This window comes from Coprococcus sp. TM115-187 (assembly GCF_027679115.1).
GTDB lineage: Bacteria > Bacillota > Clostridia > Lachnospirales > Lachnospiraceae > Allocoprococcus > Allocoprococcus comes.
In genome coordinates this window covers 327,741-351,279 of the sequence record NZ_JAQEKS010000001.1, presented here as the reverse complement: position 1 = coordinate 351,279, position 23,539 = coordinate 327,741, and the positions used below count along the sequence as shown (strand labels likewise).

Below are 23,539 nucleotides of genomic sequence, written 5' to 3'. Positions count from 1 at the left end.
TAGCAGTATTGTGTTATATAATGAAAAAATAATGCAAGATTTGTCAAGAATAAGATCTTATAATAGCAGTATAATACAGCTAAAGCAATAACGCAATGGCGGACAAATACTATGATTATATATGAAAGAGGTTAATAAAAATGGGAAAAAAGTGGTGGCATGACAAAGTAGCGTATCAGATTTATCCAAAGAGTTTTCTGGATACAAATGGAGACGGAATCGGAGATCTGAGAGGAATTATTTCTAAACTGGATTATCTGAAAAAATTAGGAATCGATATTATTTGGTTATCACCTATTTATAAATCACCATTTGTAGACCAGGGATATGATATTGCGGATTACTATGCAATTGCAGAAGAATTCGGAACAATGGAAGAATTTGATGAACTGCTGGCAGAAGCAAAAAAACGAGACATGCATATTATTATGGATCTGGTTATTAATCATTGCTCCGATAAACATGAGTGGTTTCAGAAAGCACTTGCTGATCCAGATGGAGCGTTTGCGGATTATTTTTATTTCCGCAAGGGAAAAAACGGCAATCCACCGAGCAATTACCGTTCCTATTTTGGAGGAAGCTGTTGGGAAAAGGTACCGGGAACGGACAAATATTATTTTCACATGTTTGCAAAGGAACAGCCGGATCTGAATTGGGAAAATCCGAAGTTACGGCAGGAACTGTACAAAATGATCAACTGGTGGCTGGAAAAAGGTCTCTCCGGTTTTCGAATCGATGCGATCATAAACATTAAGAAGGATCTGAACTTTCCTGATTTTGCACCGGATGGGAAAGATGGTCTGGCAAGCTGCTGGAAGATGGTTGAAAGTGTAGACGGAGTAGGGGAGCTGTTGGAAGATCTGAAAAAATCAACTTTTGAAAAGTATGATGCCTTTACAGTCGGAGAAGTATTTAACATGAAACCGGATGAATTACCGGAATTTATTGGAGAAACCGGTCATTTTTCAACGATATTTGATTTTAGCGCCCATACGCTCACTGATGGAGAACATGGATGGTATGATGCTCCGAAGCTGGAATTTGCGAAATGGAGAGCTGCGATCATTCAGGCACAATTAGAAACACAACAGTATGGATTTAAGGCAAATATCATTGAAAATCACGATGAGCCAAGAGGGGCATCCAGATTTTTGCCATCTTATGCTCAGACACCGGACGGAATCAAGATGCTTGGTACCATAAGCCTTCTCCTCAGAGGAATTCCTTTCATTTACCAGGGGCAGGAAATCGGTATGAGAAATGCCAAATGGAACAGCATGGAGGAATTTGATGATATCAGTACAAAAGACCAGTATCATACTGCCCGTGAAGCGGGATTATCTGATCAGGAAGCCTTGGAAGTATGCAGCCGTATGAGCCGCGACAATGCAAGAACACCGATGCAATGGACGAACGGGGAAAATGGCGGTTTTACAAAAGGAACTCCATGGTTAAAGGTAAATCCTTTATTTAAAGACGTGAATGTGGAAGCTCAGGAACAGGATCCGGATTCAGTTTTGAATTATTATCGCAAACTGGTTGCACTGCGTAAATCGGATGAACTGAAAGAAGTATTTACCTATGGAAAATTTCTTCCGGAATATGAAAATGTGGACGGAGTCATGGCATTTTACCGTAAAGATGAATCCAAGTGCATTCTTGTGGCTGCTAATTTCGGAAAGGATGCTGCAACAATTAAACTGAAAAGCGAGATAAAAAAAGTATGGCTGTCGAACCGGGCAGAGGAAATGGCAGACTGTGAAGCAGATACGTTGAATTTACGGAGCTGTGAAGTGGTTGTTCTGGAATTAGAATAGTCTGCACAATGATCCGTAGCATAATACGGCAGCTGATATCGTGAAGGTTCGTAAGTCAACCAAATTGTATGTATCCACCTCGCGGAAAGACGTGCGCGTACATGTGGATCATTGTCATGGAGCTTCCACTTTTGTCCTGGAAAAATTATAAATATGTAATAAAAACAGGGATTGACCTTGCTGGATTATATGCGGCAGATCAATTCCTGTTTGTATATACGATGAATCAGATAACTCGATTTGAAACAGCAGTATCAAATTTAGCCGGATTCTGCTATACTGTATAAGAAAAACGTCAGATAAAAGAAGGGTGAAGCATATGATCACATTAAATGACTATTTATATTCTGGTGATACGATTTTTCGGATCTTAAGAAATTATACGGTGGATCTGAAAAAAGAAGCGAAGAAGAATCATAATGAAATAGATCTCATCCATTCAAATTTCCTGATCCAGATCAGGGAATTGCTGGAGCATAATGATTTCCTTACTGCCCAGTCACAAAAGATTAGGGAATTTTATAAATACATGGTACAGGAGTATCCGCTTCTTGCCTTTACTTTTAAGGGAAGGATCAAGTCGCTGATCCGTGCGGAGGAAAAATTTAACGGGTATATTGTAGAATATATTTATGATTATTACGAAAAGCATCATACTTATCCACCGGTACCTGAATTGAGGGAAAAACTAAGCTGTTTTCGGGATATTATCGCATACCGCCTGGTGATTTCTCTTCCAAAATGTCATATCAGGGATGATAAACTGCGGGAGGAAGAGGAGATTAAGTATTTGTACAGAATTGCAAATGTTCTTCCGGGATTTCTGGAAGAAAGAGGATTTACGGCAGAACCTGCAAAAGGCGTGCTTGAAAGCATTTCACCTTATATGGATGCAGCGGTGAAACCGTACTATCGTGATTATATTTCCAATGGAAACGGAGGCAGATATCAATCACTCCACATCACGTTTTATGATAACTGTTCGAGAAGTTACATGGAAGTACAGCTGCGGACAAAGAAGATGGATGATAATGCAGAGATCGGGGCGGCAAATCACCAGACATACGAGAAAGAACAAGAAAGAGTCAGGGCAAGAAGAGAGGCGATTCCAGAAGGAGAATGCATATATTTTGATGAAGCATATGAAAGAGGAATGCGTCTTTTGGGACTGGAATTAAAGGAACTGGATGTTAATATGTTTGCTGCGGTAAATAACAGTCTGATCAATGACGGATGTGGATTATACCGGGGCAGGCTGATTCTGCCGTATGAGCATTTGTCAAAATTCCAAACGGATCTGAACGATTAAACGGATAACAAAAGTGAATAAAACAGATATAAAAAAAGCATATTACCTTCTCCCAATCAGAGAAGAGTTGTATCTGGATAATATGCCGGATCTTTTTTGAGAAAAGAATGAAAAAAGAAGAGAGGAAAAAAATGGAAGAAAAGAAAAAACAGACAGAACCGGAAGCCTGTAAAGTGGCAAAAAAATGCGGAGGATGCCAGTATCAGGGAATACCTTATAAGGAGCAGCTGAAAAAGAAACAGAAAATGGTAAATGCACTGTTGTCAGAATTCGGAAAAGTGGAACCAATCATCGGAATGGAGAATCCGTATTATTATAGAAATAAAGTACACGCCGTATTCGACAGAGACCGGAGGGGAAATATCATATCCGGAACCTATGAAGCAAAGACACACCGGGTCGTTCCTGTTGAAAACTGTCTGATAGAGGATAAAAAAAGTCAGGAGATCATCCGGACAATCCGTGGACTTTTGAAATCTTTTAAAATCAAGACCTATGACGAAGATACAGGATATGGACTGTTCCGCCATGTACTCATCAGAAGAGGTTTTAAAAGCGAAGAAATCATGGTGGTTCTGGTGCTTGGATCACCAATCCTTCCATCGTCTAATAATTTCGTAAAAGCACTCAGAAAAGAACATCCGGAGATTACAACGGTTGTCCTTAATATCAATGACAGAAAGACCAGTATGATCCTTGGGGAGAGAGAAAAAGTGTTATATGGGAAAGGATTTATCCGGGATGAACTCTGCGGGTGTACCTTTCGGATTTCACCAAAGTCCTTCTATCAAGTAAATCCGGTGCAGACGGAGATTCTTTATCAGAAAGCGATTGAATTTGCACATCTGACAGGGAAAGAAAGCGTTATCGATGCCTATTGTGGAATCGGAACGATTGGTCTTATCGCTTCGGGACATGCAAAAGAAGTGGTTGGTGTGGAACTCAATAAGGATGCTGTGAAGGATGCAAAATTAAACGCTAGAGAAAATCAGATTCGGAATGTGAAGTTTTTCCAGGGAGATGCCGGGGAGTTTATGGAGGCGATGGCAGCAGAAGGAAATAGTATGGATGTGCTGTTTATGGATCCGCCGAGAGCCGGAAGTGATGAGAAATTTATGGCATCTGCAGTGAAGATGGGACCGGAGAAGATCGTGTACATTTCCTGCAATCCGGAGACTCTGGCAAGAGATCTGAAGTATCTGACAAAAAAAGGATATCAGGTAAAAAAGATACAGCCGGTGGAAATGTTTGCGTTTACGGAACATGTGGAGACGGTATGCTTATTGTCCAAACTTCATGAAGCGAAGCATCATGTGAATGTGAGACTGGATATGGATGAACTGGATTTGACATCTGCGGAGAGTAAGGCAACCTATGAGGAAATCAAAGCATACGTGGCTGAGCATAATGATGGAATGAAAGTTTCAAATCTGTATATTGCACAGGTTAAGGCTAAGTATGGGATTATAGAGCGAGAAAATTATAACAAGCCTAAGTCAGATGATTCCAGACAGCCTAAGTGCCCAAAGGAGAAGGAAGAGGCAATAGTAGAAGCGTTGAAAGCTTTTAAGATGATTTAGTTTAGGAGTATGACGATATGAGGGTTTTATTAGGAACAACAAATCCATCAAAGGTAAAAAGATTTTCGGATTTGTTAAAAGGGTATGATATTGAATTTATTACTTTAAGAGATATCGAAGTTATAGAAGAACCTAAGGAAATGGGGAATACACCAGAAGAAAATGCTATTATGAAGGCAGAGTTTTATGGACAATACTTTGATGTTGTTATTTGTAATGATTCTGGATTATATTTTGAAGAACTGGATTTTGAGGATTTGCGTCAGCCGGGACTAAATATTAGAACACCTATGAATATGGATAGACTGTCAGATGAAGAGATGATTGATTACTATTCAAAACTTATTGCAGGGCTTGGAGGTAAAGTCACAGCATATTACCTAGATGGAATTGCAGTTTATAATCACGGAGTAATTTCATCGTTTATGGACAATATGGCAGCTCAAAAAAACGGATTATTCTATATGATTGATAAAGCTTCATCAAAAAGATTTGAAGGATGGCCTCTTGATTCATTATCAATCAATAAAGAAAACGGCAAATATTTTGTTGATGGAAGTATTGAAGAAAGCAAAGAAAATATCATAAAAGATCAATATCAAAAGAGTGTCGTAGATTTTTTGATTAAGTCTTTACATATAGCATAGTATAGGAGAAATGAGACAACTGGAGTTTCCTGAGAATATTCAGGCAATTGTCGGCGGAAAAGAATATTTGCTAGATAATACTGTCTTAAAAATCTGGCCGGAAAGTGAAGAAACAAAAGGAGCACTTTGCGTTGAAATGGAAGGTGTTGGTTTGTTTACAATAGCTAATTATAGAAAATGTGTGGCAACAGGTATATATGTTGTTTCTGATGTGTATTCAGAGAATGATTGGAAACTTGGATGGGAAGGCAATGATATTAAAAGAGCTGTTGGTGCTGTTATTGATATGATAATTGAGTCTATAAGATAGATTGGAGTGTGGTAAGATAGTCGTGAAGTTTGAAAATGTTTATTTTATTAATGGGACAGCATATGCTGGAAAATCCACAATGGTAAAACTTCTGGCAGAAAAATATGACGGAATCGCCTGCGAAGAAAATTATCAGGATAGACTTTTAGAAAATTTGGATACCAAGGAGTTTCCTAATCTTACTTACACAAGAGATTTACAGGATTGGGGTGAATTTGTCAGAAGAACTCCAGATGAATATGAGGCGTGGGTAAATGGAGTTACGAAAGAATGTACTGTCTTAGAAATTGAAATTTTAAAGGATTTAGTTTCCAGAACAAAGAAAAAAATATTTGTAGATACTAATATTTCGGTTGAAATTTTACATGAAATTTCAGATGAAAATCATGTTTTGATTATGTTAGCAGATCCGAATATTTCTGTGCAGAGATTTTTTGAAAGACCAGATAAGGAAAAACAGTTTTTATATCAGTTGTTATTGAAAGAAGATAATCCAGAGGATGCTATGATAAATTTCAGAGAATGTCTGAAAAGAGTTAATTCACAGGAAAGATATATGATGTTTCAAAAATCTGGATTTAATGTAATAACAAGAGACGAAAACCGTAGTATTGATGAGACATTTGCTTTGGCAGAAAGTATGTTTGGATTAAATCGATAAAGTCGATACAATGTCTGAGAATGTTAATGCGGAGCAAGGTGTTAGTGTGCATTGACAGACTTTTGGTAAAGCCGGTTCCGGTGGCAGTGAAAATGATGCCGGATGCTGAGATGGAACCGCTATATGATGGTGCGAAAAAAATGATCCTGGTTGATGATGTGGATAATCGGCAGTTTCTGTGTGAATTGGTTGAGAGCATGTGGGAAGAATTGCCGAAGAAGAAAGAGAAAAATTGCACGTAAGACTTGACAAAACCGAACAAATATTCTATATTAATAGCGGAGATTTTATACCCAAAAGCAGAAAATACAAATGTACAAATGGAGCTCAAGCCCTTGTGGTTTGGGCTTTTTCTAATTTTGTAGAAAATCTGAGAACAACTATTTCTAAAAAGTCAATTATCATTTTGTAATGGAAAATGGACAGAATTATTCACAAAACTGTTTGTGCAATACTAACAAATTTTTGAGCGTATATAATCTTGCAAAAGTGGCAGCATGGCAATCGAGTAACATCGGTTGCTTTTTTGTTGCCTATTTTTAGAAAGTCATTAAATGCCCCGATAGAGTGATTTCTAAAAAACAAAGTAAAAAGAGTGGAGGAAATGCAAAGTGAAAGAGTATTCAAAAGGTATTTATGTGAAATTTAAACCGGAGGAGGTGGAAATACTGCATGATCGGATGAAGGAAGCCGGAGTTCAAAATATGAGTGCGTATATCAGGAAGATGGCGATAAACGGGTATGTAATAATCCCTGAATGGCCTGATTTGAACCGGGTAATATCTTTACATGCAAGGATTAGTAATAATCTCAATCAGTATGCTAAGAAAGCAAATGAAACGGGGAAGCTGTATGAAGAGGATATTGCAGAAATAAAAATGATGAATAATGAGCAAACAGAACTTCTGAAAAAGGCACTTGAAGCAGTTATTCATCTATATGAGGAAGATTCAAAAAAGAGAAAGTGAATTGATAAAAAGCGTTAGCGTGGCTCTGCGGTTTATCCGCAGTTCGAGGGGATTGGGGCATTTTTCCCAACAAGCAAAAATGCGCCGGGTATATACCGGGGCACTGCTTGCCAATTTGCAAAAAATGAAAGGAAGGACTTTATTTATGAGAAATTTAGAAAAAGAACAGAGGCTTGGAAGAAATGGAATAGAAAATCTGTGCATTAAGCCGACGTTTAATTACTGTACTGGTGAAGAGCAGTTTACATTCTTCAAGTTACCAAAATGTCTGGTAGATGCTGCATGCTTTTTGGGGTTGTCAATAGATGCAAAACTTTTATATGCAATCTTTTTAGATAGGGTTTCATTATCTATAAAAAATGGATGGGTGGACGAAAACGGAAGAGTATTTATCTATTATTCTGTAATAAATATTTGTGAGATATTGAATTGTGGAACACAAAAAGCCTGCAAGTTATTGGACGAGCTGGAGACATTCGGGGCACTTGAACGTAGGAGACAGGGACTTGGAAAACCTAACAAGCTCTATTTAAAGAAAGTGTTTTGAAAGATATCCACATAAGAAAAAATCAAAGCACATAAGACGTAAAAATCACAGTCAGAAATTTTGATTTTTACGATTACAGAGTTTTTATTTCTACAGGTCTGGAACTGAAAAAATCAAAATCTAATAAGACTAATATTAACAAGACTAATTTTAATAATATCTATCTTATCCTATCTGAACGAAAGAATAGTATCTTGGATAGGATATGATGGATAACAATGGCAGAAAGGATTTCAATTATGATTAAAAATAAAGTGGTTATAAAAGAAAGAGATGCATGGAGTGATTTGGCGAATTTTATTGGAGAAATGGTGGCAAAGTATGCAGACGCAATGGAACTGGACCAATTACCGGATCCTGATAATTATCTTCGCATGAAGAGAATAAAACAGTTGTACATGGAATTATATAAAACAGAAAATATTGAGAAATTCAGAAGTATTATCATTTCTATTGAAAGAAATGCTGCGGCATGATAGAATGACCGTATAAACGGAAATAAAAACGATAAATACGGATATAAAATATAACGGAGGAACACACATGATTATCAGTGAAAGAATTTTTTACATAATGGAGCAGAAGAACATGAGTCAGTTGGAACTGTCGAGAAGAACTGGGATTGCAACAAGTAACATTAGTGATTGGAAAAAGAAAAAGACGAATCCAAAAGCAGACTGTCTGTTATCCATATGTGACGCATTGGATATTACACCGGAACAGCTTTTAACGGGTAAAGGAATTGATCCGGAGTATAAAGATGCAGATATGGATTATGAAGTTACCAGGTCGGATATTAAGATATTAAAGCAGATTCATAGCCTTGGAGACGAACAGTATAAAAGACTGATGGCATATATGAAGGCATTGCAGAAACTGGAGCAGATGGAAAGCATTGTGGAGAAATAGTCTGTGAAGTCACAATTGACCGAGTTCTTTGAGCGAGGGATGCTTCTTGTCCGAAGGGCAAGAAGATGGAATATACAAGGAATGCTAATAACAAGGGATGTGTGATTTCATAGAAACGGAATAGGAATCAGCAATTTATAGAAATTGTAATCGATTGGTTGGGAGGAAGAATGGAAGGAACAAAAGAATTGATTACTACAGATGCTATTCGGAGTAAGGTGTACATACTTCGTGGACAGCAAGTAATGTTGGATCAGGATTTGGCAGAAATTTATGGTTATCAAGTTAAAAATTTAAATCAACAGGTAAAACGTAATTTGACAAGATTTCCAGAAGATTTTATGTTTCAACTAACTAAAGAAGAAGTGGAATTGGTGAAATCACAATTTGTGACTTCACGGAATATAAATTATTTTGAAGGGCAGGAAGGAGGTCGTAGAAAACTACCATACGCATTTACAGAACAAGGAATTTATATGCTTGCGACAGTTCTTCGTGGAGAATTGGCAGAACAGCAGAGTATATTTATAATGCGCACTTTTAGGGAGATGCGTCACTATATTAGTCAAAATCAACAGTTTGTTACTAGAAATGAAATGGAACTTTTAACAGCGAAGGTTGGAACGATAACTGAGAGACAGGATCGAATGGAGAAAAGGGTAGAGTTCATTCAAAAAGATGTGACTATTTTAGCAGATAACTTTATTACTGATAAGGATAAAAAGGATTTTGTTATTTATAAAGGCCAGAAGTTAGAAGCTGACATTGCATACATAGAAATCTACCAACAGGCAAATAAATCAATCTATGTTGTGGATGATTATATGAATGCAAAATCATTACAACACCTTTCACAGAAAGCAGATGGCGTGGAAGTTGTTTTATTCACAGAGAATGGAAAAGGTGGGAGAGGATTTCTTACGAACTCTTTAGTGACGGATTTTCAAAATGAATATCCAACGATTCGGATTAAGCCGAATCCTGATTGTCACGACAGGTTAATTATACTTGATTATGGGGAAAAGACAGAACTGGTTTATCATTGTGGAGCATCCAGTAAGGATGCAGGGAAGAAACTTTGTGCCATCAATCAGATTACAGAGACAGAAATCATTCATCCGGTAATAGACAGATTACTTTCATTGCCAGATAAACAGGTATAATTAGTAGCTATGCTTTGACTGCGAAAATGACGTTAAGAGGTGATAAGAATATCTAAAGAAAAGATAAAAGTGTATCTTTACACCCGTGTTTCTACAACAATGCAGATAGACGGATATTCTCTAGATGCACAGAAAACAAAAATGAAAGCCTTTTGTGATTATAATGAGTATGAAATTGCCGGGGAGTATGAGGATGCAGGAAAATTCGGTAAGTCAATAGAGGGAAGAATTGCATTTAATCAGATGATGGACGATATCAAATCAGGAAAAGATGAAGTGTCTTATGTCCTTGTATTTAAGCTTTCCAGATTTGGAAGAAATGCGGCAGATGTTCTTGCAACATTACAAGTGATGCAGGACTTTGGTGTGAATCTGATTTGTGTAGAGGATGGAATAGATTCATCTAAAGATGCCGGGAAACTTATGATATCTGTTCTGTCAGCAGTGGCAGAGATTGAACGTGAGAACATCCGTGTTCAGACAATGGAAGGCAGGATGCAGAAAGCCAGGGAAGGTAAATGGAATGGTGGTTTTGCACCATATGGATATGCTCTCATTGATGGAAAATTGGTAGTGAATGAGGAAGAGGCAGTAGTTATCAGAACGATATTTGACCAATATGTGAATACAGATCTGGGAGCGAATGGAATTGCTAAGTATTTAGAAAATCATGGAATCCATAAGATAGCCAGGCAGAATGGCAAAAATCCATTATTTGATGCTGCTCTTATCAGAAGAATTATACAGAATCCGGTTTATAGCGGTAAAATCTCCTATGGTAGAAGACGGACAGAAAAGGTTCATGGTACAAGGAACGAGTACAGACAAGTTAAGAAAGATGATTATCTGTTGGTAGATGGTTTACATGAAGCTCTTGTATCAGAAGAAGTATGGGAGCAGGCGCAGGTCAAGGTGGCGGCACAGGCTAAAAAGTACGAAAAGGTCAATCGTGATAAGAAAGAAAAGATACATCTTTTATCTGGAATTTTAAAATGTCCTGTCTGCGGTGCAGGAATGTATGGCAACAAGGCCATTAAGAAGCGCAAGGATGGAAGCCATTATAAGGACTTTTATTATTATGGCTGTAAACACCGGAATATGACCAGAGGTCATAAATGCGGTTATAAAAAACAGGTGCATGAAGAAATGCTGGATGCTTCTGTTGCAGAGGTGATCAGTAAACTGGTTAGCAATCCTAAATTTTCGGATTTAATACGCAGCAAGATAAATATGGAAGTAGACACAAGCGCTTTAGATCAGGAAATAGCAAATTACGAAAAGCAATTAAGACAGCTATATCATAACAAAGATACGATCTTGTCAGATATTGATTCTCTTGATTATGAGGATAAACATTATCAGCGAAGAAAAACAGATTTAGAGAACCGTTTGTACAAGACTTATGATAAAATAGATGAAGCAGAGGAATTGCTTATATCTGCAAAAACTAAGAAACGCGCTCTGCTGGCAGACAAGATTACCGGAGACAATATATACAAGGCACTCATTTTCTTTGATAAGCTGTATGCCAAAATGAACGAAGCTGAGAAACGAGAGTTCCTGTCACAGTTGGTGGATAATGTACAGATTTACGAAGAACGCAAAGAGAATGGTCAGTGGCTGAAATCCATAGAATTTAAGTTGCCGATTATAGAAAAAGAGTTTACACTAGGTTTGGATAACAATACACAAAATGAGACGGTAGTTTTGATGTCAAAAGTACAGAAGTAAGAACTGCAAATAGTCTTGAAATAAAGGGATTTCGAGAGCTTGGAGTAAATTATTATAGGTTTGCTCCATGCTCTCTTTTTTGTGTCTGAGAGAACTGGTCTACTGTGATTTTTCGGTAGGGTTGAGTTGACAAGATGAACATTGGCATTGTTTGAATGATTGAAAGGCTATACCTAAACGTTGTGCAATCGTCTTCATACTGCCTTTTCCATCTAAATATTCTTGAACTGCACTTATCTTTTCTTCAGCACTGTATCTTGCTTTTCTTCCCAATAAAAATACCCCCTTTCAGGTAACAAGTTTTATATTATTTTACTTGTCTACCTAAAAGGGAGCATATCACAGATGGAGAGGTTTGAGTGATCATGGTTTTGTTTATGTATCGGAATAAGAACTGCATTTTTCTTCCAGCATTTTGAAATTACAGCATCTTGCAGCAAGGGAAGAATCCGGCTTGGCAATGCACTTTTGGTATAATTTCAGGGCTTTGTTTTGCAGAGTGTCCTGAACATTGTCAATCAGGGCTTTTTCTTTCTGGAGAAGGTAAACATAGTCGGTTTTTTCCTTTTCGTTGCTGAAAGAACGGAAACTTTCTACCTGATTATATTTTAACTGAGTAAGGCAGTTATCAGGAACCGGAATCATATTATTGATATTCAATACAGCATAAAGATATCCGGCGGATTCATCCTGGAGTTTGTGGAAATCCAGACTGTTGGACATCTTCTGATGTTTCGGTTTTGCAGAGGAAATAGGGACATAGTAGTGGAAATCTCCGATAGTAAGAAGAATTCCCACATGGAGTTTCAAACGTTCCCCATACTCCACATATCCGACACGGGAATCAAACTGTGTCAGGTAATTTATGTATTTTTTATCGACAACGTACCAATCCATAGAGCCTCCTGAAAAGTAAAAAAGCGGGTGGATTACTCCACCCACTGCTGTTAACCGATTGTTTTAATTGGACAATCTAACCGCTTTTAAACGAGCATTTTAACTGGACGCTCTAACCGCTGCACAGATATTTCTATCTGTGTTTTTATTATATGCAATTTACAGCGAAAAATCAATGCCTTTAATTGCTAAAATTTTATGAACTTTTTTCGATATCTATGAAATCAATTTTATCACAGACAGGAACAAAAAGAAAGAGAGGGATAGCAGATGGGTATAAAAAGTTTGCTTGGTTTCGGTCAGGCGAGGGATAAGCCTGTACGGAATTACAGTAATGGTGAGTATTCGTTCAATTTCGGACGAAGCACCAGCGGAAAGAGCGTCAATGAAATGACAGCCATGCAGACTACTGCAGTTTATGCATGTGTGAGGATTTTGTCAGAAGCAATTGCATCACTTCCGATTCATGTATATCGATACAAAGATGGTTGGAAGAAAATGGTCTGTGACTACCCGCTTTATACGCTGCTCCATGATGAGCCAAACCCGGAGATGACTTCATTTGTGTTCAGAGAAACACTGATGAGTCATCTTTTAATTTGGGGAAATGCGTATGCACAGATCGTACGAAACGGGAAAGGAGAGGTGCTTTCGCTGTATCTGCTTCTGCCTAACAAAATGAGTGTGGAGAGACAGCAATGGTGTTCTGTATTATGTGTATTCACGCTATTCGGATGAAAACCTCAATATGAAAAAGATGGGAGATGTTACCTTAAGGCAGGAGGATGTGCTTCATATTCCCGGACTTGGATTTGATGGTCTTATCGGTTACTCACCTATTGCGATGGCAAGAAATGCTGTCGGTATGACAATGGCCTGTGAAGAATACGGAGCCAGCTTTTTTGCCAATGGCGCAAATCTCGGTGGTGTATTAGAGCATCCGGGAGTATTGAAAGACCAAGCAAAGGTAACTGTATTATCAAAGAAGACGGCTCTGTTGTGACATGGGGACTGAAAGGTTACTTACTTGGAACAGATAATCTTGGAAGAAACGTATTCTACCGTATCTTAAAGGGTGGACAGATGACTATGACAGGCGGATTCATCGCTGTTATCATCCAGTTTGCGATCGGTATCTTAGTAGGGGGTATTTCCGGATACTACGGTGGAACTGTGGATATCCTTCTTATGCGTCTGGCAGAGGTTGTCGGATCCCTTCCGTTTATCCCGCTGGCACTGATTCTTTCAGCTTTGATCGGAAATAAAGTATCTGATGTCGGAAGAATCATCATGATCATGTTGATCCTCGGTTTCCTCGGATGGACCGGTATCGCAGGTCTTGTCCGTGCACAGGTGCTTGCAGAACGTAACAAAGAATTCGTTGTCGCTGCAAAAGCACTGGGTGTAAGAGAAAAGAATATTATTTTCCGTCATATCGTACCGAACGTAATGACGATCATTATCGTACAGGCAACAATCTCATTTGCAACCTGTATGCTGACAGAATCCGGATTATCATTCTTAGGATTCGGTGTTGCAGAGCCAATTCCTTCATGGGGAAATATGCTGAACAATTGTCGTTCTTCAGAAGTTATCTCACAGTACTGGTGGAGATGGGTATTCCCGTCAGTTGTATTAGGACTTTGTACTGTAAGTATCAACTTGTTTGGTGACGGACTTCGTAGAGCAGTTGACCCGAAAGCAAATGAAAGGTAGGAATAACGATGGCATATTTATTGGAAGTAGATGATCTACATACATTTTTTAAGACAAAAAAAGGAATTGTAAAAGCGGTCAACGGTGTTTCCTATCGAGTAGAGCCTGGGAAAACATTAGGTATCGTAGGAGAATCCGGAAGTGGAAAGAGTGTATCGGCAATGAGTATCTTAAAACTTTTGGATGGAAACGGATATATCGACAGCGGTACAATTACTTTCAAGGGAAGAAATCTTGCGGAGTGTACAATCAATGATATGTACCAGATTCGTGGAAATGAGATTTCCGTTATTTTCCAGGAACCGATGACAAGTTTGAACCCGGTATATACGATCGAAAAACAGTTAAATGAAGTTTATTTAACCCATCAGAAAATCACAAAAAAAGAAGCAAGTGAGAAATCACTTGAAATGTTAAAAGCTGTTAAGATCCCGAATCCGGAATCTGTTATGAAACAGTTCCCGCATCAGCTGTCAGGTGGAATGCGTCAGAGAGAAGAAAGTGGAACTTGAAAAAGCGGAGAAGAAGTTAGAAGAACTCCGCAGTAAATATAAAAACGATGAAGCTTTTACAAAATACGAAGCATACCGTGATAATGGAGTAGATCTTGCGAGACTGAAAACACAAGAAATGCGTTTCCTACGTAAAGATATGCAGATGATCTTCCAGGATCCATACTCATCACTGAATCCGCGTATGACAGTTGGACAGATCATCGGAGAAGGTCTTCTTGCACATGGCATTTTTAAGAAAAATGATGAAAAAATGCAGGCGTATGTTATGGAAGTCATGGAAAAATGTGGACTTGCACCATATATGATCCATCGTTATCCACATCAGTTCTCCGGTGGACAGAGACAGAGAATCGGTATTGCACGTGCACTTGCATTGAAACCAAGATTTGTAGTCTGCGATGAGGCGGTTTCCGCACTTGACGTTTCCATTCAGTCGCAGATCGTCAACCTTCTGAAAGATCTCGGAAGCGAAGACAATCTTGCATACTTATTTATTTCACATGGTTTGAGTGTTGTAAAATATATCAGTGACCGAATTGGTGTTATGTACCTTGGAAACATCGTAGAGCTTGCAGAGTCACAGGAAATGTTTGATCACCCTACACATCCATATACAGAAGCGCTGTTATCAGCAATTCCGACGACAGACGTAGATTCTAACAGAGAGATGATCCCGCTTGAAGGAGATATCCCAAGTCCGGTTCATCCGCCGAAAGGATGTAAGTTCCATACAAGATGTAAATACTGTACAGAAATCTGTAAGCATATTACACCGGAACTTGTGGAAATGAGACCTGGACATTTTGTAGCCTGTCATAATCCACTCGGAGTAGAAAAGGATTCATAAAATCAGAAAGGAATTAGCATGAGCTTTTTTGGAGGATACAGCAAACGAGGAAGACAGTTGGAAGAACAGGATAAAAAGTTCCTGGAATTTAAAAAGCAGATGAGTGACCAGAACATTGTTTTTGAAAAGGGAGATTATCTGGCAATGGTTTTGGGGGCATTCTGGGCACTCTGGCCGGCTCTGGCCATTACACTGGCAGTAATTGTGGGGATCAGCCTGTTCTTTTTATAAAAAAACTGCAAAAATCTGAAAGGAAGAATGAATGGATTATACCAGGAAGGCATCAATACAAAGAAAAACTCTTTGGCAGCAAATCGCTGATGTGTTAAGAGAAGATATCATTCGGGGGAAGATCAAACCGGGGGAACGAATTGTAGAAGAAGATATTGCGGAGAAGTTTCATGTAAGCCGGGGACCGGTCAGAGAAGCCCTGCGTCATATCGGGGAGGAAGGATTTGTTGTTTATGAGTCTCATAAAGGCAGTACAGTAAAGACGATTTCCTATGAAGAAATGCAGGAAAAATATCTTGTCCGCTCTACCCTGGAAGTTCTGGCAATCAGGATCATTGCCGGAAAACTTCCGGAAGAAATCGAACGGGAAATGGATGAGTGTCTGGACCAGATGGAAAAAGCTGCGAAAGAAAAAGATGTGTACCACATTATGTGTTATGATGAACAGTTTCATTCATGCATTGTTCGGGCAGCAAAGTGCGAAACCTTATATAAAATATGGGCAATGCTCCGGGAAAGCAATTTGTGCGGGTATTATACAATGGGTGTTGAATCCATCATTCCCTTTGATGTACTTCGCTACAATCATGAGATCCTTTTAAAAGGAATAAAAGAATTGCCTGTTGAAAAGACAGCAAAATTGATTGAGGAGCATTACATGATTGTTCCGGAAGTTCTGCATGAAAAGCAGTGTAAGAAATCCGAATAGAACGAAGGATAATGTGATTTCAGTTGTTTTAGATCAGGTGGCTAAAAAGGCCACCTGACAGCGGCGTTCTGCTTCAAAGTTTCGTTACAAAACAGTCTGTGTAAATGCTTGCAATTACAAGTAAAAACGAATACAATATAGAAAAAGAGGCAGGTATTAGGCAGAAATGAGACAGATGGAATTTAAAATGGAGCGTCCGGGACTGGTTGAGCCCGGACAGATTGTTGATGTGACAGAGGGCGTTGTAGCAGCGTATTTTTATTATACGATTGAGCCGGCTGTGGCAATGAGTGCCAATTACCGTTCATGGCAGAGGCTTAAGTCCGGACAGGGAAAGGTGATTGACGTAAAGCAGACACCGCAGGGGTATTATGTGGTGTGTGAATTTGATGAAGAGGATGTGGAATAACGAGAAGGAAAAATCCACTGGAAAGAATTCAATATAAAAAGATCAGAGAATGATAAAAAATGTGATTATCAGACTCTGATCTTTTTATATTGTCATGTGTATGGAAGGAAACTACCGGTGGCAGACTCTGCAGATGCTGAATGATGGAAAAAACTGCTATATAATCCTGAACCAGGAACATAAACAGAGAAAATCTACAGTCCAAGAAGAGCAGGAAGTTCCCTGATTGCGCCAATCTGTCTTGGTGGATTCGGAACATCACCAAATCCATACGAAGCATAAATAAAAGGCACGTCTGCTTTCTGGCAGGCATCAAAATCACCTGAGGTATCTCCGACATAAACCACATCCTGCAGATGATTGCGCTCCATCAGAAGACGGATGGATTCGTTTTTTGGAACCTGTGTCTGACCAAAGCATAAAAAATCTTTGATGTATTTTCCGAGTCCCATCGTTTTTAGAAAAACTTCGATATATCCACATTGGCAGTTGCTGACGATATAAAGATCGATTTTCTGAGAAAGGCTTTCCAGTGTCCGTGCAACATCCGGGTAAAGAATACCATGATCGGTTTCAAGCAGCCGGTTTTCATAGTCAAAGCAAAGATAGCCGATCCGGTCACGTTCTTCTTTTGGGCAGGAAGGAAAGAGTGCAAGCGTGATCTCATCCATAGTTTTTCCGAAAAGTGACTTAAGCCCATCAGCTGTAAGTGAGAGGGAAAAATCTGTATTCTCCTCTATCGCCTGATTCCAGGATCTGGCAACTGCTTCGGTTGAGTCCCAGAGTGTGCCGTCTACGTCAAATATAATACCATCCATGATTCAATCTCCTGTATCTGAAAAATTATTTAACAGATTAAGGATAGCACAAGGTGGATATCCGGGCAATGATCTGTAAAATATTTTATCGAAAAGTTACAGGTGATGTCGAAAAAATGCGAATTAGTAAGAAAGAAGAAAAGAAGTGTAAGATAGTAGAAACAGAAAAAACAAAAGAAATAAGTGGGGGAAAGAAATGGCTGAGGGGAAAATCAGGATCAAAGATATTGCAAAAATAGCCGGAGTGAGTGCAACAACTGTATCGAATGTGATCCATGGAAGAACGGAAAAAGTATCAAGAAAGACGAGAAAAAGGATAGAGGAGATCCTGGATGAACAGGAATATGCCCCAAGCATGGGAGCACGTATCCTTTCTGGAAAATCTTCCGGGATGATTGCTGTAGTTGTTGGAAAAAGGCAGGAATGGGAGCAGGAGAGTGAAAAATTAGAAGAAATACTGCGTGAGATCGAGAAGAGTCTGGATGAGAGAGAATACTATATGCTGCTGCATTTTGTAAAAACAGCAGAAGAATTTGTACGATATGCGGCGGTATGGAAACTGGATGGGGTTATCTGTATCTGGCTCAATGAAGAGGAGTGTACAAGAATCCGGCAGATGTGTGCAGTTCCGGTGGCTGCGATATACAGAACAGACCGGATTTACGGAAAAGCCGGTGAGGAAGTCGCAAGGTTTCTGTTTAAAAGAGAGGAACGGAGAATCTGGTTTCTGGATGGAACGGAAGAGTACGGAAAAGCGGTATGGCAGGGAATGCAGAAAATATTTTCAAAAAAAGGCTGCTGTCTTGAAGAAGAACAATATCTGGAAATTCCAAAAGACAGGGATCTGCGGAGAATGTTCTATAAAATCCGGCTGGCAGGGCTTGCTTTATCCGCAGATATGCTCGTATTTGCATCTGCCGTACAGGGAGCAGAAGCTGTCGGTTATCTGCATGATCTGGAAATCAAGGTGCCGGAGGAAATTGAAGTGATGGCAGTCGGAAAAGAAGAAACAGCACTCATTTGCCGCCCGCAGCTGACAACAGTCGAATTTGACAAAAAACGATTTGTCCGGCAGGCAATTGAAGAATTATATGTTCAGATGATAAAAGGATATATTTTGACAAAATCCGGAAAAATCAGTGTGAAAACGATAATTAGAGGTTCCTGTAATTGATAAAATCGAATTAAAGTGATAAAATTTTAGAAAGCTACTTGACAAAGGTGGTGTCAATTGCTACAATAAAAAAACAGAACGCACTCTGTTTTGTAAAGTAAAGGAGTATGTTATGAGAAAACAAGCTTATTCAATTTTGGTTTATAACAATCCGGGACTATTAAGCCGTATGGCAGGATTGTTCAGCAGACGTGGGTACAATATTGAAAGTATTACCGCAGGTACAACTGCAGATCCGAGATTTACAAGGATCACGATCGTAGCAAGTGGAGATGAACAGATTCTTTCACAGATCGAGAAGCAGGTTCGCAAGATGGAAGATGTGATTGAGGTGAAGCCGTTAAACGACAGCAATTCAGTATGCAGAGAACTGGTTATGATCAAGGTTCGTGCAAATGCATCTGAAAGAGCAGACCTTATTTCACTGGCAGATATTTTCCGTGCGAAGATCGTTGATGTTGAAAAAGACTGTCTGATGATTGAACTGACGGGAACCGAATCAAAGCTGAAAGCGTTTATGGAGCTTCTGGACGGATATGAGATCCTGGAGCTGGCAAGAACCGGTATTACCGGACTGAAGCGCGGAAGCGATGATGTGATCATGTTTGATTAAAGCAGAGAGACGTTTTGAAAAGAGCGACGAGCTCGAAAGCAGCACCTTCAGGGATGCAGCAGTAGTTACATAAGAAAGCTAGGGGCATGGAGCCTTTAACTCTATAGAATTCAATAAGTCATAGGAGGAAATTAAAAATGGCAGCAAGAATTTTTTATCAGGAAGACTGTAATTTATCAGTATTAGAAGGACAGACAATCGCTATCATCGGATATGGTAGCCAGGGACATGCACATGCACTGAACCTGAAAGATTCAGGATGCAATGTCATTATCGGTCTCTACGAAGGAAGCAAATCATGGGCAAAAGCAGAAGCTCAGGGATTTGAAGTATATACAGCAGCAGAAGCTGCAAAGAAAGCTGATATCATTATGGTCCTTATCAACGATGAACTTCAGGCTGATATGTATAAGAAAGACATCGAACCAAACCTTGAGGAAGGTAATATGCTGATGTTCGCACACGGATTCAACATCCACTTCGGATGCATCACACCTCCGGCATATGTAGATGTAACAATGATTGCTCCAAAAGCACCGGGACATACAGTAAGAAGCGAATATCAGGCAGGAAAAGGAACACCATGTCTGATCGCAGTAGAACAGGATTACACAGGAAAAGCCTGGGACAGAGCACTTGCTTACGGTCTTGCAATCGGTGGAGCAAGAGCAGGACTTCTTGAAACAACATACAGAGTAGAGACAGAAACAGACCTCTTCGGAGAACAGGCTGTACTTTGCGGTGGTGTATGTGCCCTTATGCAGACAGGTTTCGAAACACTTTGCGAAGCGGGATACGATCCAAGAAACGCATACTTCGAATGCATCCATGAAATGAAACTTATCGTAGACCTGATCTACCAGAGCGGATTCGCCGGAATGAGATACTCAATCTCCAACACAGCAGAATACGGTGATTACATCACAGGACCAAAGATCATCACAGAAGATACAAAGAAAGCAATGAAGAAGATCCTCTCAGACATCCAGGACGGAACATTCGCAAAAGAATTCCTTCTCGACATGTCACCGGCAGGACGTCAGGTACACTTCAAAGCAATGAGAAAGAAAGCCGCAGAACATCCATCAGAAGTAGTAGGAGAAGAAATCAGAAAACTCTACAGCTGGAATGGTGAAGACAAACTGATCAATAACTAAGCGATAGGCAACAAGCCGGTCAGCTAAGCGGAAATAGAAGGAGTCCCGGAAAAACATGCTCGCATGCTTTTCCGGGACTCCTTCTATTTCTGATTAGTTAGTTGGCGCCGCCAACGGTCGAACAAGCTCTGCTTGTGAGACTCTGACCGGCTTGTATGTAAATCATTCGACCCACAAACTCACAAACACACCCAGCGGAATCGCGCTATGCGCCAATTCCGCGTCCCCTCAAAACAAAAGTCCCGTCCTTCCACAAACACATCCCAGCCAAACCGCGCTATGCGCCAGTTTGGCGTCCCCCCAAAACAAAAGTCCCGTCCTTCCACAAACACATCCCAGCCAAACCGCGCTATGCGCCAGTTTGGCGTCCCCTCTAAACACTCATCCCGTTCCTCCACCATACTCCCCCCCAATATACATATTGCACAACCCATCCCTCTGTGCTATACTAAAACCAGTCAAAACCACCAAAACAACTTAAAGGAGGAACTAGAAATGGATGAAAGACTGGAAGACCTTCGCTCCGCTAAAAACCCAAAGGCGCGAATTAAAATTTTAAAAGGACACTTTGCAACAAGTCATTCCCACATCAACACCTACATCGACATGTCAACGGTCAAATCCCGTCACAACAACGCCCGTGAAACTGCAAAAGTTCTTGCAGCAGCTTACCTTTCTAACACAACGGTAGATACCATCGTTTGCATGGAAGAGACAGAAGTGATCGGAACCTTCCTTGCCGAGCAGCTTGCCGATGAGAACCAGTACTCACTCAGCAAAGGAAACAACATTTCCATTATTACCCCGGAGATGTATCAGGATGGACAGATCCTGTTCCGTGACAACAAACAGAGAATGGTTGAGAACAAACAGGTTCTGATTCTTGCAGCGTCCATCACAACCGGTAAATCTGTCAAACAGGCAATCGAGTCCATTCTGTACTACGGCGGAAGAGTCTGCGGAATCAGCGCAATTTTCAGTTCAGTCAACAAGATTGCAGGGATGGAAGTCAATACGATCTTCACAAGCAGTGACCTTCCACATTACAGAGCATATTCTCCGGAAGATTGCCCGAAGTGCAGAGAAGGACAGCGGATCGAAGCTATCGTGAACAGCTACGGCTATTCTAAATTATAAGAGAAAATCAGAAGACAAAAAAGTCTGTACCGAATACAAGCAGCATTCAGTACAGACTCTTTTTTGGAAAGGTTTATGAAAACAAAAAAGACAGCCACTGACGGGATGGCTGCCTTTCTATCATTCATTATTTATCTCGAAACCGGAATTAAGCAATTTCGTTAACAGCTTTTGTTAAACGAGAGATCTTTCTTGCGCAAGTATTTTTGTGGTAAACACCCTTGCTTCCTGCTTTGTTGATTACAGAGATTGCTTCTTTTAATGCAGCCTTTGCAGCTTCAACATCTTTCTTTTCAACAGCAGTTTCAACTTTCTTTACATAAGTTTTCACTTTAGATTTGATTGCTTTATTTCTAGCTGTCTTTGTCTCAGTTACTAAAATTCTCTTTTTTGCGGATTTAATATTAGCCATTTCCGACACCTCCAAATTATCATTTTATAAATTATATAATCATAATATTGAATTCGACGAAAAGTGACACGGAACATCCGTCGAACACACTTATTTATTTTAGGCGAAGAAAGATTGCTTGTCAATACATAATTCCAATTTTTTGCGAAAAACTAAGTGAATAAAACAGAAAATACAGAAATGGGAGAGGACTATGGTTGAAAAGTATAATATCAGGACGGATCTGGCGCTGGAAGAGAAGGAACGATTTGAATCTGATCATGTTGAGGTCCAGGGTGTGATCCTGACGGAAGAGTATGATGAGGAAAATGAGATCCGCATCACAACGGTGCGGATTGAAACCGAAAACGGAGCAAAAGTGATGGGAAAACCAGTTGGCAGCTATATCACGATCGAGGCACCGGAAATGGCAGTTCCCGATGAAGGATATCATGAGGAGATTTCACAGCAGCTCCGGAAATTCATTGGAGAACTGCTTCCTAAAAGAAAGATGGAAAAGATCCTGGTGGTCGGTCTTGGCAATCGGCAGGTGACACCGGATGCACTTGGTCCTTATGTGGTAGACAACCTGCATATCACAAGACATATCATTGAGGAGTACGGAAAGTATGCAACAGGGGAAGATGAGGTCTGGTCGGTCAGCGCGATCGTGCCGGGGGTTATGGGGCAGACCGGAATGGAGACTGTGGAGGTGATCCGGGGGGTGGTGGCAGAGACAAAACCGGATATCCTTCTGGTGATCGATGCGTTGGCAGCGAGAAATTCAAAAAGGTTGAACCGGACGATCCAGATTGCGGATACGGGAATCAATCCGGGATCCGGGGTGGGAAATCACCGGAATGCAATCACGGAAAAGACAGTCGGGATCCCGGTGATTGCAATCGGTGTGCCGACTGTAGTGGATGCGGCAACCATTGTAGGCGATACGATGGATAATCTGCTCAGTGCAGTGGAAGTATCTGAATCTTTAAAAGGCATGGCAAGTGTGATCAAAGGATACAGTCCGGCAGAAAAATATGAGCTGATCAAAGAACTGATCGCGCCACATTTAAATGGAATGTTTGTAACACCAAAAGATATTGATGAGACCGTCAGGCGAATCAGTTATACGATTTCGGAGGCACTGAATATGCTTTTTGCAGCTTCAGCGACATAATCAGGCAGTGAGCTGCATATATTATGTCAATATGACACAAAAGGTCCGGGGCAGGATCCAGTCTGGAAAGATATGGTTTTGCTACAGCGATCTTCAGAAACTGGCA

The 23,539-nt window shown here is 39.9% G+C and carries 28 protein-coding genes and 2 pseudogenes; 26 read left to right on the top strand and 4 right to left on the bottom strand.

The genetic code is table 11. From position 1 onward, the window contains the following. Positions 1-140: 140 nt before the first annotated feature. The 13 genes and pseudogenes from PGW42_RS01750 to PGW42_RS01690 all read left to right on the top strand — a co-directional run bounded on the left by PGW42_RS01750 (position 141) and on the right by PGW42_RS01690 (position 11,642). A complete protein-coding gene (locus PGW42_RS01750; RefSeq protein WP_270203877.1) occupies positions 141-1,817 on the top strand; it encodes an alpha-glucosidase in 1,677 nt (558 codons plus the stop codon). A 319-nt stretch (positions 1,818-2,136) separates the two neighbouring features. Next, a complete protein-coding gene (locus PGW42_RS01745) occupies positions 2,137-3,126 on the top strand; it encodes a guanosine polyphosphate pyrophosphohydrolase (protein ID WP_270203878.1) in 990 nt (329 codons plus the stop codon). A gap of 107 nt (positions 3,127-3,233) precedes the next feature. Further along, positions 3,234-4,418 (top strand): annotated as a pseudogene (gene rlmD, locus PGW42_RS01740) (23S rRNA (uracil(1939)-C(5))-methyltransferase RlmD); the annotation flags it as partial. Positions 4,419-4,723: 305 nt separating this feature from the next. After that, positions 4,724-5,353: a non-canonical purine NTP pyrophosphatase gene (locus tag PGW42_RS01735; RefSeq protein ID WP_022122791.1), complete on the top strand. Its 630-nt coding sequence runs from the start codon at positions 4,724-4,726 to the stop codon at positions 5,351-5,353. 10 nt (positions 5,354-5,363) lie between these two features. Continuing rightward, entirely contained in the window at positions 5,364-5,663 is a 300-nt protein-coding gene (locus PGW42_RS01730; protein WP_195502483.1) for a hypothetical protein, read from the top strand. Between the two features lie 22 nt (positions 5,664-5,685). After that, positions 5,686-6,324 carry a hypothetical protein gene (locus tag PGW42_RS01725; RefSeq protein WP_147353713.1) on the top strand — a complete coding sequence of 213 codons (639 nt, stop codon included), beginning with the start codon at positions 5,686-5,688 and terminating at the stop codon, positions 6,322-6,324. 38 nt (positions 6,325-6,362) lie between these two features. Further along, on the top strand, positions 6,363-6,566 hold the full coding sequence (locus PGW42_RS01720) for a transcriptional regulator (RefSeq protein ID WP_243271999.1): 204 nt from the start codon (positions 6,363-6,365) through the stop codon (positions 6,564-6,566). A 369-nt stretch (positions 6,567-6,935) separates the two neighbouring features. After that, positions 6,936-7,292, top strand: a complete 357-nt coding sequence (locus PGW42_RS01715; protein WP_118668380.1) for a plasmid mobilization protein — start codon at positions 6,936-6,938, stop codon at positions 7,290-7,292. Further along, positions 7,264-7,839, top strand: coding sequence for a replication initiator protein A (locus PGW42_RS01710; RefSeq protein WP_270203880.1), 576 nt, complete (start codon positions 7,264-7,266; stop codon positions 7,837-7,839). Before PGW42_RS01715 ends, PGW42_RS01710 begins: the two co-directional genes overlap by 29 nt. Before the next feature lie 218 nt (positions 7,840-8,057). Next, entirely contained in the window at positions 8,058-8,315 is a 258-nt protein-coding gene (locus PGW42_RS01705) for a hypothetical protein (RefSeq protein WP_117699325.1), read from the top strand. A 67-nt stretch (positions 8,316-8,382) separates the two neighbouring features. Beyond that, positions 8,383-8,748 (top strand): helix-turn-helix domain-containing protein, encoded by a 366-nt coding sequence (locus PGW42_RS01700; protein ID WP_195502487.1) that lies wholly within the window; start codon positions 8,383-8,385, stop codon positions 8,746-8,748. A 170-nt stretch (positions 8,749-8,918) separates the two neighbouring features. Then, positions 8,919-9,911: an ORF6N domain-containing protein gene (locus tag PGW42_RS01695; protein WP_195502488.1), complete on the top strand. Its 993-nt coding sequence runs from the start codon at positions 8,919-8,921 to the stop codon at positions 9,909-9,911. A 48-nt stretch (positions 9,912-9,959) separates the two neighbouring features. Further along, complete coding sequence (locus PGW42_RS01690) at positions 9,960-11,642, top strand: recombinase family protein (RefSeq protein WP_270203888.1); 1,683 nt, start codon at positions 9,960-9,962, stop codon at positions 11,640-11,642. A 99-nt stretch (positions 11,643-11,741) separates the two neighbouring features. On the opposite strand, the gene PGW42_RS01685 is transcribed toward PGW42_RS01690, so the two are convergent. Next, a complete protein-coding gene (locus PGW42_RS01685) occupies positions 11,742-11,915 on the bottom strand; it encodes a transposase (RefSeq protein WP_270203881.1) in 174 nt (57 codons plus the stop codon). 102 nt (positions 11,916-12,017) lie between these two features. After that, positions 12,018-12,539 carry a type III toxin-antitoxin system ToxN/AbiQ family toxin gene (locus PGW42_RS01680; protein ID WP_270203882.1) on the bottom strand — a complete coding sequence of 174 codons (522 nt, stop codon included), beginning with the start codon at positions 12,537-12,539 and terminating at the stop codon, positions 12,018-12,020. 270 nt (positions 12,540-12,809) lie between these two features. Between PGW42_RS01680 and PGW42_RS01675 the strand changes: the two are divergent. From PGW42_RS01675 to PGW42_RS01645, 7 genes and pseudogenes are all read left to right on the top strand, one after another. Next, positions 12,810-13,509, top strand: a pseudogene (locus tag PGW42_RS01675) (phage portal protein); the annotation flags it as partial. A gap of 29 nt (positions 13,510-13,538) precedes the next feature. After that, complete coding sequence (locus tag PGW42_RS01670) at positions 13,539-14,255, top strand: ABC transporter permease (protein WP_270203883.1); 717 nt, start codon at positions 13,539-13,541, stop codon at positions 14,253-14,255. An 8-nt stretch (positions 14,256-14,263) separates the two neighbouring features. Continuing rightward, positions 14,264-14,767: an ATP-binding cassette domain-containing protein gene (locus tag PGW42_RS01665; RefSeq protein WP_270203884.1), complete on the top strand. Its 504-nt coding sequence runs from the start codon at positions 14,264-14,266 to the stop codon at positions 14,765-14,767. Further along, entirely contained in the window at positions 14,757-15,617 is an 861-nt protein-coding gene (locus tag PGW42_RS01660) for an ABC transporter ATP-binding protein (RefSeq protein ID WP_270203885.1), read from the top strand. Before PGW42_RS01665 ends, PGW42_RS01660 begins: the two co-directional genes overlap by 11 nt. A gap of 18 nt (positions 15,618-15,635) precedes the next feature. Next, on the top strand, positions 15,636-15,848 hold the full coding sequence (locus PGW42_RS01655; protein WP_008369357.1) for a hypothetical protein: 213 nt from the start codon (positions 15,636-15,638) through the stop codon (positions 15,846-15,848). 31 nt (positions 15,849-15,879) lie between these two features. Then, positions 15,880-16,557 (top strand): GntR family transcriptional regulator, encoded by a 678-nt coding sequence (locus PGW42_RS01650; protein ID WP_117556479.1) that lies wholly within the window; start codon positions 15,880-15,882, stop codon positions 16,555-16,557. Between the two features lie 166 nt (positions 16,558-16,723). After that, on the top strand, positions 16,724-16,966 hold the full coding sequence (locus PGW42_RS01645) for a hypothetical protein (RefSeq protein ID WP_008369354.1): 243 nt from the start codon (positions 16,724-16,726) through the stop codon (positions 16,964-16,966). Between the two features lie 194 nt (positions 16,967-17,160). On the opposite strand, the gene PGW42_RS01640 is transcribed toward PGW42_RS01645, so the two are convergent. After that, entirely contained in the window at positions 17,161-17,784 is a 624-nt protein-coding gene (locus PGW42_RS01640; RefSeq protein ID WP_270203886.1) for an HAD family hydrolase, read from the bottom strand. A gap of 53 nt (positions 17,785-17,837) precedes the next feature. Here PGW42_RS01640 and PGW42_RS01635 point away from each other — a divergent pair, with 53 nt between their 5' ends. From PGW42_RS01635 to PGW42_RS01615, 5 genes are all read left to right on the top strand, one after another. Further along, positions 17,838-18,023, top strand: coding sequence for a hypothetical protein (locus PGW42_RS01635; RefSeq protein WP_147339256.1), 186 nt, complete (start codon positions 17,838-17,840; stop codon positions 18,021-18,023). After that, on the top strand, positions 17,981-18,958 hold the full coding sequence (locus PGW42_RS01630) for a LacI family DNA-binding transcriptional regulator (RefSeq protein ID WP_173824958.1): 978 nt from the start codon (positions 17,981-17,983) through the stop codon (positions 18,956-18,958). The genes PGW42_RS01635 and PGW42_RS01630 overlap by 43 nt, the downstream gene beginning before the upstream one ends. A gap of 112 nt (positions 18,959-19,070) precedes the next feature. Beyond that, entirely contained in the window at positions 19,071-19,571 is a 501-nt protein-coding gene (ilvN, locus tag PGW42_RS01625; RefSeq protein WP_270203887.1) for an acetolactate synthase small subunit, read from the top strand. A gap of 137 nt (positions 19,572-19,708) precedes the next feature. After that, entirely contained in the window at positions 19,709-20,728 is a 1,020-nt protein-coding gene (gene ilvC, locus PGW42_RS01620; RefSeq protein ID WP_118199207.1) for a ketol-acid reductoisomerase, read from the top strand. A gap of 495 nt (positions 20,729-21,223) precedes the next feature. Further along, complete coding sequence (locus PGW42_RS01615) at positions 21,224-21,865, top strand: orotate phosphoribosyltransferase (RefSeq protein WP_118217719.1); 642 nt, start codon at positions 21,224-21,226, stop codon at positions 21,863-21,865. Between the two features lie 148 nt (positions 21,866-22,013). Here the strand turns inward: PGW42_RS01615 and rpsT are convergent, their stop codons facing one another. Continuing rightward, positions 22,014-22,277, bottom strand: coding sequence for a 30S ribosomal protein S20 (gene rpsT / locus PGW42_RS01610; RefSeq protein ID WP_173688486.1), 264 nt, complete (start codon positions 22,275-22,277; stop codon positions 22,014-22,016). Positions 22,278-22,470: 193 nt separating this feature from the next. On the opposite strand from rpsT, the gene gpr reads away from it, so the two are divergent. Further along, positions 22,471-23,433: a GPR endopeptidase gene (gene gpr, locus PGW42_RS01605; protein WP_117823782.1), complete on the top strand. Its 963-nt coding sequence runs from the start codon at positions 22,471-22,473 to the stop codon at positions 23,431-23,433. Positions 23,434-23,539: the final 106 nt, after the last annotated feature.